Genomic DNA, 12,786 nt, shown 5'->3' with positions numbered 1-12,786 from the left:
CGTGACCTCAGTTGGCGCCGGCGGTGGGACGCGGGCGGCCGTCGGAGGTCGCGACGTCGGTCGTCGACTGACCGGTCGACGCCCCTTCCTTGCGCTGCACGACTTCGCCGGTGCGGTCGTCGATCACCACCTCGACGGTCCGCACGACGCTGCCCGGACGGGCGCGCTGCGACCCTTCGACGATCACCCGATCGTCGTCGGCGATGCCCTCCTGGACGCGCCAGCTGTTGCCGATCGCATCGGCGACCTGCAGCACCCGTTCCTGGACCTTGTCGTCCTTGTCGACGAACAGCGCCGTCGCCTGGCCCTTGGAATTGTGCCCGACCGCCCGCTGCGGCACCAGGAAGCTGTTCTCGGCGATGCCTTCCTCGACGATCGCCCGGACATAGGTGCCGGGCAGCAGCAGCCGCTCGGGATTGGGGAACTGGGCGCGCAGCGTATAGGTGCCGGTCGTCTGGTTGACGTTGGCCTCGGCGAAGGCGAGCGTGCCGGTCTGGGCATAGATCGCGCCGTTCTCGAGCTTGAGTTTGACCCGGACGTTGTCGCCGGCGATGCGCACCTTGCCGGCGGCGATCGCCGTGGTGAGATCGAGCAGGCGCCGGCTCGATTGGATGATGTCGACGTTGATCGGATCGATGGTGCGGATGGTGGTCAGCACCGTGGTCTGGCCGGCGGTCACCAGGGCCCCGGGCGTCAGGCTCGACTTGTCGATGCGGCCGCCGATCGGCGCGCGGACCGAGGTGTAGTCGAGATTGATGCGGGCGGTGGCGAGATCGGCCTCGGCCACCGCGACCGCCGCCTGGGCCTGGGCCAGCGTCGCCGCGGCATCGTCGAGATCCTGCTTGGCGACGGCGTTCTGGCGGATCAGCGTCTGGTAGCGCTCGACCTTGGTCTCGGCGCTCGGCACCGCGGCCCGCGCCTTCTGCAGCGTCGCCACCGCACTGTCGAAGGCCGCCTTATAGGAGGCGGGATCGATCTGATAGAGCAGGTCGCCGGCGGCGACTTCGCCGCCTTCCTTGAACAGCCGTTCGCGTACGATGCCGCTGACCTGCGGACGCACTTCGGCGGTCAGCGACGCGGTGGTGCGCCCCGGCAACTCGGCGGTGATCGCCACCGACTGGGGATGCAGCCGCACCACCCCGACCTCGACCCGCGGCGCCCCTTGCGGCACCGGCCCGGGTTGTGCCTGGACGGGCCCGGACAGCGCGAGCACCAGTCCGAAGACTCCGCCGAGCACCACGCGACCGCGGCGCAGCGGCGGCGCCCCCCGATCCGCATCGTGCCCAGGCCGATCGCATCGGCTCGTCTTCACGACAGATTCGAGGAACTCGGGAACGAACATCGGCAACTCCACACGACAAGCCCGGCCGCGATGCGGCGGCCCTGCGGATCCATGCGCCCCAATTGTTTCCGAAGTTCGTCCGAGGCTCGGTAAAATTTCTTAAATTTCGGTAATCGGTCGACTGGTGCGGCGGCGCCACGGTCACAACGGCCTCAGAACAGATGCACCATTTGCGGCGCGAACAGGCCGATCGCCGTGAAGGCCACGCCGACCAGGCCGAGCCCGCCGGCGAGGAAGGTCAGGAACACCATGCCGGTGATCACCGTCGCCGAGCACAGGACGATGCCGATCTGGAAGGCCGCCGAGGCGATCTCGTAATGGTGATAGCGCTCCAGCGCCAGATCGTGGCGGTGCTCGGCCTCGGTGGCGCGGGCGGCAAGCTGCTTGCGTCCCTCGCCGGTCGCCGGCTCGTCGTCGTACCGCGCCGCGGTCTTCTGCCAGCCGTCGATCTGCGCCGCCATCGCCGCCTGGACCGTGGCGTCCGGCGTGGCGATCTTGTCGAGGGCGCGGTTCTCCGCCGCCGTGCGCAGCGTCGTCATGCGGATGGTCTTGGCCTGGAAGAAGGCCCACAGGTTCGAGGCCTCGACGTTGCTGCTCAGAGCGGAGGTCTGCGCGCTCTTGCCGAGCGTCTCGGAGAACGCCAGGAACAGCGCCAGCACGGCGATCACCAGGGCGATCTGCTTGTTGTGGCCGGCGGCGTGGCCGGCGTGTTCGGAATGTTCCAGGCTGGCGTGGGCTTCGCTCATGCGGTCGTCTCCGTCCTGCGAGGGATCGCGGCGGGAGATTCGACCCCGCTGCTGCGCCGCCATGCGGGCATGCCGGTCGCCGCGATGCAAGGCGCATCACCGCGCGCCGGCGGATGCCCTGAACGACGCCCCTGCCGACGACGAAAAGGCCGCCCTATCGGGGCGGCCTTCGGCGAACGTTCGGACGTCGGAGCTCACTCGATGATTTCGACGATCCGACGGGTCTGCGGCTCGACCAGCACCGGGCGATCGTTGATCACCGTGTAGCGATAGCCCTTCACGCCGTATTCGCTGGGGACGTCGTAATAGGTGATGCCCTGTTCCGGCAGCACCACGCCGACCGCCATCGGCTGATCGTAGACGTAGGACGTGCGGTGCTCGCGGACCACGTATTCGCGGAAGCGCGGGCGCTGCTCGACGCCGAGCAGACCGGCGACGCCGCCGACCACCGCACCGACCGCACCGCCGACGACACCGCCGACCGGACCGGCGGCGTCGTTGCCCTGGGCCGCGCCCTCGGCCGCGCCACCGACGATGCCCTGAGCGAGAGCGACGCTGGGCAGGGCGAGCATCAGAGAGGCCGTGAGGGCCAAGATCTTCGTGCGCATTTGGAAACTCCTGGGTTTTCGATCGGTTGATCTCACCGTATCTACGCCCGGGAGCACAGATGGTTCCTCCCGAGGGCGAGAAAATCGAATTCGTCTTCTTCCCCGGACACGGGAATCACGCTGAATGAACGCCGTCGGATCGGCGTCGTCTCAATGACTGACAGACGTCGTCGGGGATCATGGGCTCGGCATCTACTCACACCGGGGGGCAACCTCCGGCGGACGGGCCGCGCCGAGGTGCCGCGCCGGCCGCGGCGCTCACGCGCCGCCGTCGGCACCCACTCGCCCGGCGTCGCCGTCGAGCATCGGCTGCGCGGCGATCGCCTCTTCCGCGGCGATGTCGGCGATCGCTTCGACCGACCGCGAGTCGCTGCCGGCGAGCCAGGCGGCGCGGAACTGCAGATCGGGAAAGCCGATCCGCGTGACGATGCGCACCAGCCGGCCGGAGGCGAGGTGGTCGCGCACGATCGCCGGCGGGATCGCCGCGATGCCGAGCCCTTCCTCGGCCATCCGCACCAGAGTGGCGAGCGAGGCGCTGGCATGCAGGCGCACCCGCGGCAGATCGGGCCGGCTGAACGCCTGATAGACCGCCTCGTAGGGCTTGGTCCGGCGCGAGAAGGTCATGATCGGATGCCGCGCCAGTTCCTCGAGGGTCATGGTGGCGCCCTCGCCGACCAGTTTGGGGCTGGCGACGAAGGCCAGCGCATGGCGGCACAGCGGTCGCGACACGAATGGTTCGCCGGCGAAGGTATCCATCAGGAAGGCCAGATCGATCTCGCGGGTCTGCAGGCGCTCGCGCAGGTTCGGCGAGATGTCGACCTCGATCTCCAGCGCCAGACGCGGAAACACCCGGGCGACCCGCTCGACCAGCGCCGGCAGCCATGTATGCACGATCGTCTCGGCCACCCCGAGCCGCAGCACGCCCTGATGCACCGACGGATCGGCGACCGAAGCGATCATCTCGGCGCGCAGCGCCAAGAGCTTCTCGGCATAGATCAGCAGCTCCCGCCCTTTCGGCGTCGGCGTCACCGTGCGGTTCTCGCGCACCAGCAGGCGCACGCCGAGATCGGCCTCCAACTGGGCGATACGCTGGGAGATCGCCGGCTGCGTCGTGTGCAGGCGTTCGGCCGCGCCGCGAAAGCTCGCCAGCTGCGCAACCATCAGAAACGTCTCGAGCGACTTGATGTCGACGGCCATCGCGGGAACCTCGCCGATAAGCTCACCTTATCGAAAACATTATGACAAACGATTTGTGCCTGATCGAGATGGGTGATGAACTGAGCATGCTCGAAAATGAGGCTCCCAACCGGCGCCCGCCCCTGGAGATTGCCATGTCCCCGCCTCTCGCCGACCTCTCGGCCCCGCCGGCGATCCGCCCGAGTCTGGCGGCACGACTCGCCGCCCGCTCGGGCGCGCTGACCGGATCGACCGCCGGTCTGGCACTCGGCCATGCCCAGGCCAATCTCGCGGTGCTGCCCGCGGTCTATGCGGCCGACTTCCTGCGCTTCTGCCAGGCCAACCCCAAGCCCTGCCCGCTGCTCGGGGTCTCCGAGGTCGGCGCCTGGACGATTCCGTCGCTCGGCGACGATCTCGACCTGCGCAGCGACATCCCCGGCTACCGCATCTGGCGCGACGGCGAACTGGTGGCGGAAGTCGACGACGCGAGCGCGTTCTGGCGCGACGATCTCGTCGCCTTCGCCATCGGCTGCTCCTATTCCTTCGAAGAAGGCCTGATCGCCGAAGACATCCCGATCCGCCACATCGAGGAGGACGTGCGCGTGCCGATGTACCGCACCTCGATCGACTGTACCCCGGCGGGGGTGTTCTCCGGCCGGATGGTGGTGTCGATGCGCCCCCTGCGGCCGCCCCACGCCATCCGCGCGGTGCAGATCTCCTCGCGCTACCCGGCGGTGCACGGCGCCCCGGTCCATCTCGGCCTGCCGCACCTGATCGGCATCGCCGATCTCGCCCGCCCCGACTACGGCGACCCGGTCACCGTGAAGGACGACGAGATCCCGGTGTTCTGGGCCTGCGGCGTGACGCCCCAATCGGTGATCGCCTCGGCGCGCCCGTCCTTCGCCATCACCCACAAGCCCGGCACCATGCTGGTGACCGATCGGCGCAATTCCGACTACGCGGTGATCTGACGAGCCCCTCCCGGTTAGGGGAGTGGCAATAATCCAACCCGTCGCACAGCCGACCGTTCGAACAGAGGGATCGCAGACGATGAATCGGAGAGAAGTGCTGTTCGGTGGCGCCGCCGCCCTGACGCTGATGGCCGGCGCCCGCGCCGCATCCGCCGCCGACGAGGTGGTGATCGGCGCGATCTATCCGATGTCGGGCGCCAATGCCCAGATCGGCGTCGACGCCCGCCATGCCCTCGAGACCGCCGCCGAGATCGTCAACGGCGTCCACGACCTCGATCTGCCCACCGCCCGCACGGCCGGGCTGCCCAAACTCGGCGGCGCCAAGATCCGCCTGATCTTCGCCGATCACCAGGGCGACCCGCAGAAGGGCCGCGCCGAGGCCGAACGCCTGATCACCCAGGAGAAGGTCACGGCGATCGTCGGCGCCTTCCATTCGTCGGTCTCGGCGACCGTCAGCGCGACCTGCGAGCGCTACGCTCTGCCCTACGTCGCCGCCGACAGCTCGTCGCCGAGCCTGCACCGCCGCGGCCTCAAGTTCTTCTTCCGCCCCGCCGCCCACGACGAGATGTTCTCGGCGGCGATGTTCGATTTCCTCGACGAGCAGAAGAAGGCCGGCAAGAAGATCGAAACCGTCGCGCTGTTCTTCGAGGACACCATCTTCGGCACCGATTCCTCCAACGTCCAGCGCAAGCTCGCCGGCGAGCGCGGTTACAAGGTCGTCGCCGACGTCAAGTATCGCGCCAATTCGCCGTCGTTGACCTCGGAAGTGCAGCAGCTGAAGAGCGCCGACGCCGACGTGGTGATGCCGTCGAGCTACACCACCGACGCGCTGCTGCTGGTCAAGACCATGGGCGAGCTCGGCTACAAGCCCAAGAACATGATGGCCCAGGCCGCCGGCTTCTCCGAGAAGGCGGTGTTCGACGCGGTCGGCGATCGGCTCGAGGGCCTGGTCAGCCGCGCCTCCTTCGCCCTCGATCTCGCCGCCAAGCGCAAGTCGATCGCCGTGGTCAACGACATGTTCAAGGCGCGCGCCGCCCGCGACCTCAACGACAACACCTCGCGCCAGTTCAATGCGCTGTTGGTTCTCGCCGATGCGATCGATCGCGCCGGCTCCCTCGACGGCGCCAAGATCCGCGACGCCCTCGCCGCCACCGACATCCCCGGCGAACAGACCATCATGCCCTGGCGGGCGATCCGCTTCGGTGCCGACGGCCAGAACGAACTCTGCGACCCGGTGCTGATCCAGTACCTCGGCGGCAAGTTCGTCACCGTCTACCCGACCGGCGTCGCCCTTCAGGCCGCCAAGTGGCCGATGAACGGCTGATCTTGCGGCGGCGGCGTCTCGGCTCCGGCCGGGCCGCCACCGCCCTTGCCCTCGCGCTCGCCCCGGCGAGCCCGCGACGGACCGACGGCGACGAGGAGCGAGGCATGACGGCGCAGGGAATCTTCCAGGTCCTGGCGAGCGGACTGTTGATGGGGCTGATCTATGCCCTGATCGCAGTCGGCCTGTCGCTGATCTTCGGCCTGATGGACGTGGTCAACTTCGCCCATGGCGAGATGCTGATGCTGGCGATGTATGCCGCCTTCGGCCTGTGGGCGATCTCGGGTATCGACCCGGTGCTGCTGATGCCGCTGGTGGTGGCGGCGATGGCGATATTCGGGGCGCTGGTCTATCTCGGGATCGTGCGATATGCGATGCGGGCGAAATCCAATGCCGGCATGGTCCAGATCTTCGCCACCTTCGGATTGGCGGTACTGATCCAGGGCCTCGCCCAGTTCCTGTTCTCGCCCGACTACCGCTCGATCAACGGCAGCTTCCTCGCCGGCAAGACGGTGAACCTCCTCGGCGTGTTCCTGCCGGCGCCGCAGGTGTTCGGCGGCGTCGTCTCGCTCGCCGCCTTCGCCGGGCTGTGGCTTCTGATGACCCGCACCGACTTCGGCAAGGCGCTGGAGGCGACCCGCGAGGATCAGGGCGCGGTGGCGCTGGTCGGCATCGACCGCAACAAGATCTTCGCGCTCGGCTGGGCGCTCGGCGCCGGTCTGGTCGGACTGGCCGGTGCGGTGATGGCGATCTTCTATTACGTCCACCCCCAGGTCGGCAGCGGCTTCGCGCTGGTGGCTTATGTCACCGTGGCGCTCGGCGGCTTCGGCAGCGTCTTCGGGGCGCTCGCCGCCGGGCTGATCGTCGGGCTGGTCGAAGCCGCGACCACCCTGGTGCTCCCCTCCGCGATGAAGTCGATGGGCGTCTACGTGCTCTATCTCGGCGTCGTCTTCTTCCGGCCGAGCGGCCTGTTCGGGAGGCTCTGATGTCCCTCACCTCGTTCCTCGCCTCGCCGCCGAGCCGTTTCGCCGCCCGGCATCGCCGCCAGCTCCATCTCGCTGTGCCGGTCGTGGCGGCGCTCGCCGCCCTGCCCTTCGCCCTCCACGACGTCTATCTCCTCAACGTCCTGATCCTGACCCTGCTCTATGCCGCGATGGCCCAGAGCTGGAACATCCTCGGCGGCTACTGCGGCCAGATCTCCCTCGGCCACGCGCTCTATTTCGGCATCGGCGCCTATGCCACCACGCTCCTGTGGGTGAACCACGGCATCACCCCCTGGGGCGGCATGGTGGTCGGCGCGGCACTGTCGGCGGTGACCGCACTGGCGGTCGGCCGGTTGTGTTTCCGCCTCAAGGGCCACTATTTCTCGATCGCCACCATCGTCATCGCCGAGATCGGCCTGCTGATCGTCCACAACGCCGAATTCACCGGCGGCGCCCTCGGCGTCCAATGGCCGATCGCCGGCGACGGCTGGTGGTCGCTGCAGTTCGGCCGCGCCAAGGCGCCCTATGTCTGGGTCGCCCTCGGCCTGTTCGCCGCCACCTGGCTGGTCACCTGGGTGATCGAGGACAGCCCCTGGGGTTACTGGTGGCGGGCGGTCAAGGACGACGTCCAGGCCGCCGAGAGCCTGGGGGTCGAAGTCTTCGCCTCCAAGATGTCGGCCGCCGCGGTCTCCGCCGCCTTCACCGCGGTCGGCGGCGGCTTCTACGCGGCCTATGTCGCCTACATCGATCCGGAGAGCGTGATGACCTTCCGCTTCTCCCTGCTGTTCGCCCTGCCGGCGGTGCTCGGCGGCATCGGCACCCTGTGGGGTCCGCTGGTCGGCGCCCTGGTGCTGGTGCCGCTGACCGAGATCACCCGCAGCTACATGGGCGGATCGGGCTCCGGCCTCGATCTGGTCATCTACGGCGGACTGATCATGGTGGTGGCGCTGGCCCGACCCGAGGGGCTGCTCAGCCTCCTGCCCCGACGCTCGCGGTGAAGGTGACCCCATGACCGAAACGCCCCTTCTCGAAGTCTCCAACGTCACCAAGCGCTTCGGCGGCCTCACTGCCAATGCCGACGTGTCCCTGACCGTCGCCCGCGGCGAGATCCTCGGACTGATCGGCCCCAACGGCGCCGGCAAGTCGACGCTGTTCAACGCCATCGCCGGGGCGTTTCCGATCGACGCCGGATCGATCCGCTTCGACGGCCACGACATCACCTCACTCCCCTGCCCGGCGCGCTGCGCGCTGGGCATCGCCCGCACCTTCCAGGTGCCGCGCAGCTTCGATTCGATGAGCGTGGTCGAGAACGTCCTGGTCGGAGCGCTGACCCGGCGGCCCAAGACCCGCGCCGCCCGCCACGCCGCCCACGAGGTGCTCGACTTCGTCGGTCTCGGTTCGCGCGCCGAAGCCTCGGCCGGCGAGTTGACGCCGCCGGAGAAGCGCCGCCTGGAGATGGCCCGGGCGCTGGCCACCGAGCCGAAACTGATGCTGCTCGACGAGGTGATGACCGGACTGACCCCATCGGAAGCCCGCGAGGGCGTCGAACTCATCCGTCGGGTGCGCGATCAGGGCATCACCGTGATCATGGTCGAGCACGTGATGGAGATCGTCATGCCGCTGATCGACCGCGCCGTGGTGCTCGAACTCGGCCGGGTGCTGGCCGAGGGCACACCGAAGGAGATCGTCGCCGACCCGCGGGTGATCGCCGCCTATCTGGGAGATCGCCACCGTGCTGCTTGAGGTCGACCACCTGACCACCGCCTATGGCGGCCTCGTCGCCGTCGCCGACGTGTCGATCGGCGTCGCGGAAGGCGAGATCGTCGTCGTCGCCGGGGCCAACGGCGCCGGCAAGTCGACGCTGCTGAAGTCGATCTCCGGCCTCGAGCGGCCGCGCGGGGGCACGATCACCTTCGCCGGCGAACGCATCGACCGCTTGGCCGGCCACCTGATCACCAGCCGCGGGCTCGCCTATGTGCCGGAGAACAAGCGCCTGTTCCCGCGCCTGACGGTGCGCGACAACCTCCGCCTCGGCAGTTGGCTGCACCGCCGCGAGCCCGATCGCGAGGCCCCGCTCGAGACGGTGTTCCGCCTGTTCCCGCGGCTCGCCGAACGGCTCGATCAGCGCGCCGCGACCCTGTCGGGCGGCGAACAGCAGATGTTGGCGATCGGCCGTGCCCTGATGAGCCGGCCGCGCCTGCTGATGCTCGACGAACCGTCCCAGGGCATCATGCCCAAACTGGTCGACGAGATCTTCGCGGCGGTCAAGGTCATCCGCGATTCCGGCGTGACCGTCCTCCTGGTCGAGCAGCGGCTGATGGAGAGCCTGGAGATCGCCGATCGCGCCTATGTCCTGCAGACCGGGCGGGTGGTCCTCGACGGGCCGGCGCGCCAGATCATGGACGACCCCGAGGTGCGGCGCGTCTATCTGGGCATGTGATCGGCCGAAGCACCGACGAGACGAGAAGGAACAGCCCCATGACCACGGTCGACATCAACTCCGACCTCGGCGAGGCCTTCGGCGCCTGGACCTGCGGCGACGATTCCGCGCTGCTCGGTATCGTCACCTCCGCCAACGTCGCCTGCGGCTTCCATGCCGGCGATCCCGACGTCATGGCCGACACTTTCGCGCTCGCCCGCGACAGCGGCGTCGCGGTCGGCGCCCACCCGGGCTACGCCGACCTCCAGGGTTTCGGCCGGCGGCGCATCCCGATGAGCGAGCGCGAGATCGAGCGCCTCGTCGCCTATCAGATCGGCGCCGCCCAGGCGGTGGCCGCACTCGCCGGCCATCGCATCACCCATGTCAAGGCCCACGGGGCGCTGGCCAACGTCGCCTCTGCCGAGCGCGGCGTCGCCGACGCCGTGGCCCGCGCCATCCGCGCCGTCGATCGCGACCTGGTCCATCTGGCGATCGCGCTCACCGAACAGATGGCCGCCGGCGAGCGCGCCGGCCTGCGGGTGGTGGCCGAGGTCTTCGCCGACCGCGGCTATGCCGAAGACGGCCAGTTGGTGCGCCGCGGCCTGCCCGGCGCGATGATCGACGACCCGGACGCGGCGGCGCTGCGCGCCCTGCGCATGGTCGAAGATCAGGCGGTGGTCACCGTCGGCGGCCGGCGCCTCCCGACCCCGGTCGAGTCGATCTGCGTCCACGGCGACGGCCCCCATGCGGTCGATGCCGCCCGCCGGATCCGCGCCCAACTCGCCGCCGCCGGGGTCGCCATCGCCCCCTTCGTGCGAGGCTGAGGCGATGGTGCCCTTGCGGTTTCTCGACGGCGGCGAGGCGATGCTCGTCGTCGAATTCGGCGACACCATCGACGCGGGTCTCAACGAACGCGTCCAGGCCCTCGACGTCGCCCTGCAGGCGGCGGCCGTCCCCGGGGTGATCGAGAGCGTGCCGACCTTCCGTTCCCTCGCCGTCCATTACGAACCGCTTGAGATCCCGCGCGACACCCTCGTCGCCCGCATCCTCGACCTCGAGACCCGCGCCGAGGTCACCCCGCGGCCGTTGCGGACCTGGGTCCTCCCCGCCTGTTACGAGGCGCCGCACGCCGAGGATCTCGCCGAGGCCGCCGACCGTCTGGCACTGACCCCGGCGCGGCTGGTCGCGTTGCACGTCGCCGCGCGCTTCCGTGTCCACATGTACGGCTTCGCCCCCGGCTTCGCCTATCTCGGCGGCCTGCCCGACGAACTCGGCCTGCCGCGCCGCGATCGGCCGCGCGCGCCCCACCCTGCCAATGCGATCATGATCGCCGGCGGCATGGCGGCGGTGGCCAGCGTGCCGATGCCGACCGGTTGGTGGGTGATCGGCCGCTCGGCCGAACGCATGTTCGCGCTCGGCCGCGAGCCCGCCTTCCTGGTCGCCGCCGGCGACACCCTGCGCTTCGAAGCGGTCGACGCGGCGACCTTCGCGGCGCTCGAGGCCCGGGTCGCCGCCGGCGAGGTCGTGGCGCGGTCGGAGGCGACGCCATGACCGCGCTGGTGGTCGAACGCGCCGGCCCCGGCGTGACGATCCAGGACGGCGGCCGCCACGGCCATCTGCGCCACGGCGTCACCGTCGCCGGACCGATGGACCCCGCCGCCTTCGCCACCGTCCATGCCGCAGTCGGCAATCCGCCCGGTGCGGCGGCGATCGAGGTCTCGCTCGGCGGTCTCGATCTCGCGGCCCGCGACGGCGCGGTCGACCTCGCGGTGATCGCCCCGGGCTTCGACGTCCGTCACGACGGCACGTTGCTGCCCTCGCTCGCCACCGTGCGGCTCGAGGCCGGCGGCCATATCTCGCTGCGCCCGGGATCGGTCGGCGCCTGGGCCTATGTGGCGATCGCCGGGCGGATCGCCCTGCCTCCGGTGCTCGGATCGCTGGCCACCCACACTCGCTCCGGCCTCGGCGGCCTCGACGGTCGCGCCCTCGAGGCCGGCGACGTCCTGCCGCTCGTCGACCTCCGCCCGCGCGAGCCCGCCGCGGCCCGCCTCGTCGCCCCCTGGCTCGACCCGTCGCCGGCGCCGATCCGCGTGCTTCTCGGACCGCAGGACGACCATTTCGCCGCCGACCAGATCGCCGCCTTCCTCGCCCGTGACTGGACCGTCTCGCCGCGCTCGGACCGCATGGCCTATGCACTCGACGGCACGCCGCTGCGTCATGCCGCCGGCCACGACATCGTCTCCGACGGCGTCGCCCATGGCGCGATCCAGGTGCCCGGTGCCGGTCTGCCCTTCGTGCTGATGGCCGATCGCCAGCCGACCGGCGGCTATCCCAAGATCGCCAACGTGATCGGTGCCGATCTCGGACGACTGGCGCAGCTGCGCCCCGGCGCGAGCCTGCGCTTCCAGGCGGTGAGCCTGACGCAGGCGGTCGCCGCCCGCCGCGCCCTCGCCGAACGCCTCACCGGCGGACCCGCCCGCGAAGCGATCGTCCGCACGGTCTTCACCTCCGAATTCCTGCTCTCGTGTAATCTGATTTCGACCTGGAGCGAGTGATCGGCGCGCCGGGCGGCTTCCCGCCGCCGAGGCCGGGATCAGGCCCCGAAGGTCTCGGCGCGCCGGCGCAAGTCGGCTTCGAGCGGCACCGCCTTGCGGGCCGCCAGATCGAAGCGGACGCTGACGACCGTCGCCTCGGCCTTGACCCCTTGCGTCAGCGCATCGACCATCACATGGGCATAGGTCAGCGACTTGGTGCCGATCGCGGTGATCGTCGAGATCACGTCGACGGCGGTGCCGGCGCGGATCTCGTCGCGATAGTCGATCTGGCAGCGCACGTCGGCCCAGCCGAGGTCGGCCGGCGGCGTCGGCCCGGCCAGATCGATCAGCAGCCGATAGCTGGCGTCGTCGAACAACCCGACGATGTGGCGCGTGTTGACGTGCCCCATGGCGTCGCACATCCAGGGATGGGTCATGCTGACGTTGCCCCCAAGTTTTATCCAATTCGGAGTTCGCTCTGACGGTTGGGATTGTCCTTCGGGGCGGGGTGAGCGGCGGGAGACGGCGCGGAGCTGGTCGGGTTGCGCAGCGCCGTCTCACGACGCGGGAAGGTGCGGGCGAACTCGACCGGGGTCTGCCAGCCGAGCCGAGAATGCGGTCGGGCTTCGTTGTAGTCGGCACGCCAGCGACCGAGCAGCGCACGGACCTGGGCGAGCGTGGTGAAC

The 12,786-nt window shown here is 69.8% G+C and carries 15 protein-coding genes; 9 read left to right on the top strand and 6 right to left on the bottom strand.

Annotation, left to right across the window (positions count from 1 at the left end; all coding sequences use genetic code 11):
* Positions 1-7: 7 nt before the first annotated feature.
* From EYW49_RS03615 to EYW49_RS03600, 4 genes are all read right to left on the bottom strand, one after another.
* Entirely contained in the window at positions 8-1,216 is a 1,209-nt protein-coding gene (locus EYW49_RS03615; protein WP_407695459.1) for an efflux RND transporter periplasmic adaptor subunit, read from the bottom strand.
* Between the two features lie 278 nt (positions 1,217-1,494).
* Positions 1,495-2,088, bottom strand: a complete 594-nt coding sequence (locus EYW49_RS03610; protein ID WP_131306294.1) for a DUF4337 domain-containing protein — start codon at positions 2,086-2,088, stop codon at positions 1,495-1,497.
* A gap of 194 nt (positions 2,089-2,282) precedes the next feature.
* On the bottom strand, positions 2,283-2,696 hold the full coding sequence (locus tag EYW49_RS03605) for a DUF1236 domain-containing protein (protein WP_131306292.1): 414 nt from the start codon (positions 2,694-2,696) through the stop codon (positions 2,283-2,285).
* A gap of 258 nt (positions 2,697-2,954) precedes the next feature.
* Positions 2,955-3,893, bottom strand: coding sequence for a LysR family transcriptional regulator (locus EYW49_RS03600; protein ID WP_131306290.1), 939 nt, complete (start codon positions 3,891-3,893; stop codon positions 2,955-2,957).
* Between the two features lie 134 nt (positions 3,894-4,027).
* Between EYW49_RS03600 and EYW49_RS03595 the strand changes: the two genes are divergently transcribed.
* From EYW49_RS03595 to EYW49_RS03555, 9 genes are all read left to right on the top strand, one after another.
* Positions 4,028-4,843: a putative hydro-lyase gene (locus EYW49_RS03595; protein ID WP_131306288.1), complete on the top strand. Its 816-nt coding sequence runs from the start codon at positions 4,028-4,030 to the stop codon at positions 4,841-4,843.
* 79 nt (positions 4,844-4,922) lie between these two features.
* Positions 4,923-6,167, top strand: coding sequence for an ABC transporter substrate-binding protein (locus EYW49_RS03590; protein ID WP_131306286.1), 1,245 nt, complete (start codon positions 4,923-4,925; stop codon positions 6,165-6,167).
* Between the two features lie 104 nt (positions 6,168-6,271).
* Positions 6,272-7,150: a branched-chain amino acid ABC transporter permease gene (locus EYW49_RS03585; protein WP_131306283.1), complete on the top strand. Its 879-nt coding sequence runs from the start codon at positions 6,272-6,274 to the stop codon at positions 7,148-7,150.
* Positions 7,150-8,145: a branched-chain amino acid ABC transporter permease gene (locus EYW49_RS03580; RefSeq protein ID WP_131306280.1), complete on the top strand. Its 996-nt coding sequence runs from the start codon at positions 7,150-7,152 to the stop codon at positions 8,143-8,145. Before EYW49_RS03585 ends, EYW49_RS03580 begins: the two co-directional genes overlap by 1 nt.
* A gap of 10 nt (positions 8,146-8,155) precedes the next feature.
* Positions 8,156-8,890: an ABC transporter ATP-binding protein gene (locus EYW49_RS03575; RefSeq protein ID WP_131306277.1), complete on the top strand. Its 735-nt coding sequence runs from the start codon at positions 8,156-8,158 to the stop codon at positions 8,888-8,890.
* Positions 8,880-9,587, top strand: a complete 708-nt coding sequence (locus EYW49_RS03570; protein ID WP_131306274.1) for an ABC transporter ATP-binding protein — start codon at positions 8,880-8,882, stop codon at positions 9,585-9,587. Before EYW49_RS03575 ends, EYW49_RS03570 begins: the two co-directional genes overlap by 11 nt.
* Positions 9,588-9,625: 38 nt before the next feature.
* Positions 9,626-10,390: a LamB/YcsF family protein gene (locus EYW49_RS03565; protein ID WP_131306271.1), complete on the top strand. Its 765-nt coding sequence runs from the start codon at positions 9,626-9,628 to the stop codon at positions 10,388-10,390.
* A gap of 4 nt (positions 10,391-10,394) precedes the next feature.
* Complete coding sequence (locus tag EYW49_RS03560; RefSeq protein WP_131306268.1) at positions 10,395-11,117, top strand: 5-oxoprolinase subunit B family protein; 723 nt, start codon at positions 10,395-10,397, stop codon at positions 11,115-11,117.
* Entirely contained in the window at positions 11,114-12,121 is a 1,008-nt protein-coding gene (locus tag EYW49_RS03555; RefSeq protein ID WP_131306265.1) for a 5-oxoprolinase subunit C family protein, read from the top strand. Before EYW49_RS03560 ends, EYW49_RS03555 begins: the two co-directional genes overlap by 4 nt.
* Positions 12,122-12,159: 38 nt before the next feature.
* Here EYW49_RS03555 and EYW49_RS03550 read toward each other — a convergent pair whose 3' ends face one another.
* Entirely contained in the window at positions 12,160-12,537 is a 378-nt protein-coding gene (locus tag EYW49_RS03550) for an acyl-CoA thioesterase (protein ID WP_131306262.1), read from the bottom strand.
* A 20-nt stretch (positions 12,538-12,557) separates the two neighbouring features.
* Positions 12,558-12,786 (bottom strand): integrase core domain-containing protein (locus tag EYW49_RS03545; protein ID WP_165498115.1); only part of this gene is annotated, 229 nt, incomplete at its 5' end.

This window comes from Siculibacillus lacustris (assembly GCF_004328075.1).
Classification (GTDB): Bacteria; Pseudomonadota; Alphaproteobacteria; order Rhizobiales; family Ancalomicrobiaceae; genus Siculibacillus; species Siculibacillus lacustris.
Note: the sequence above shows the minus strand (reverse complement) of the source record. Positions and strands in the feature narration are given on the sequence as shown.

Bases quoted from the DNA above. Each gene is read 5' to 3' on its own strand.
- EYW49_RS03580 (WP_131306280.1), top strand. From the start codon at position 7,150: ATGTCCCTCACCTCGTTCCTCGCCTCGCCGCCGAGCCGTTTCGCCGCC.
- EYW49_RS03575 (WP_131306277.1), top strand. From the start codon at position 8,156: ATGACCGAAACGCCCCTTCTCGAAGTCTCCAACGTCACCAAGCGCTTC.
- EYW49_RS03555 (WP_131306265.1), top strand. From the start codon at position 11,114: ATGACCGCGCTGGTGGTCGAACGCGCCGGCCCCGGCGTGACGATCCAG.
- EYW49_RS03560 (WP_131306268.1), top strand. From the start codon at position 10,395: ATGGTGCCCTTGCGGTTTCTCGACGGCGGCGAGGCGATGCTCGTCGTC.
- EYW49_RS03605 (WP_131306292.1), bottom strand. From the start codon at position 2,696: ATGCGCACGAAGATCTTGGCCCTCACGGCCTCTCTGATGCTCGCCCTG.
- EYW49_RS03600 (WP_131306290.1), bottom strand. From the start codon at position 3,893: ATGGCCGTCGACATCAAGTCGCTCGAGACGTTTCTGATGGTTGCGCAG.
- EYW49_RS03565 (WP_131306271.1), top strand. From the start codon at position 9,626: ATGACCACGGTCGACATCAACTCCGACCTCGGCGAGGCCTTCGGCGCC.
- EYW49_RS03585 (WP_131306283.1), top strand. From the start codon at position 6,272: ATGACGGCGCAGGGAATCTTCCAGGTCCTGGCGAGCGGACTGTTGATG.
- EYW49_RS03595 (WP_131306288.1), top strand. From the start codon at position 4,028: ATGTCCCCGCCTCTCGCCGACCTCTCGGCCCCGCCGGCGATCCGCCCG.
- EYW49_RS03550 (WP_131306262.1), bottom strand. From the start codon at position 12,537: ATGACCCATCCCTGGATGTGCGACGCCATGGGGCACGTCAACACGCGC.
- EYW49_RS03610 (WP_131306294.1), bottom strand. From the start codon at position 2,088: ATGAGCGAAGCCCACGCCAGCCTGGAACATTCCGAACACGCCGGCCAC.
- EYW49_RS03590 (WP_131306286.1), top strand. From the start codon at position 4,923: ATGAATCGGAGAGAAGTGCTGTTCGGTGGCGCCGCCGCCCTGACGCTG.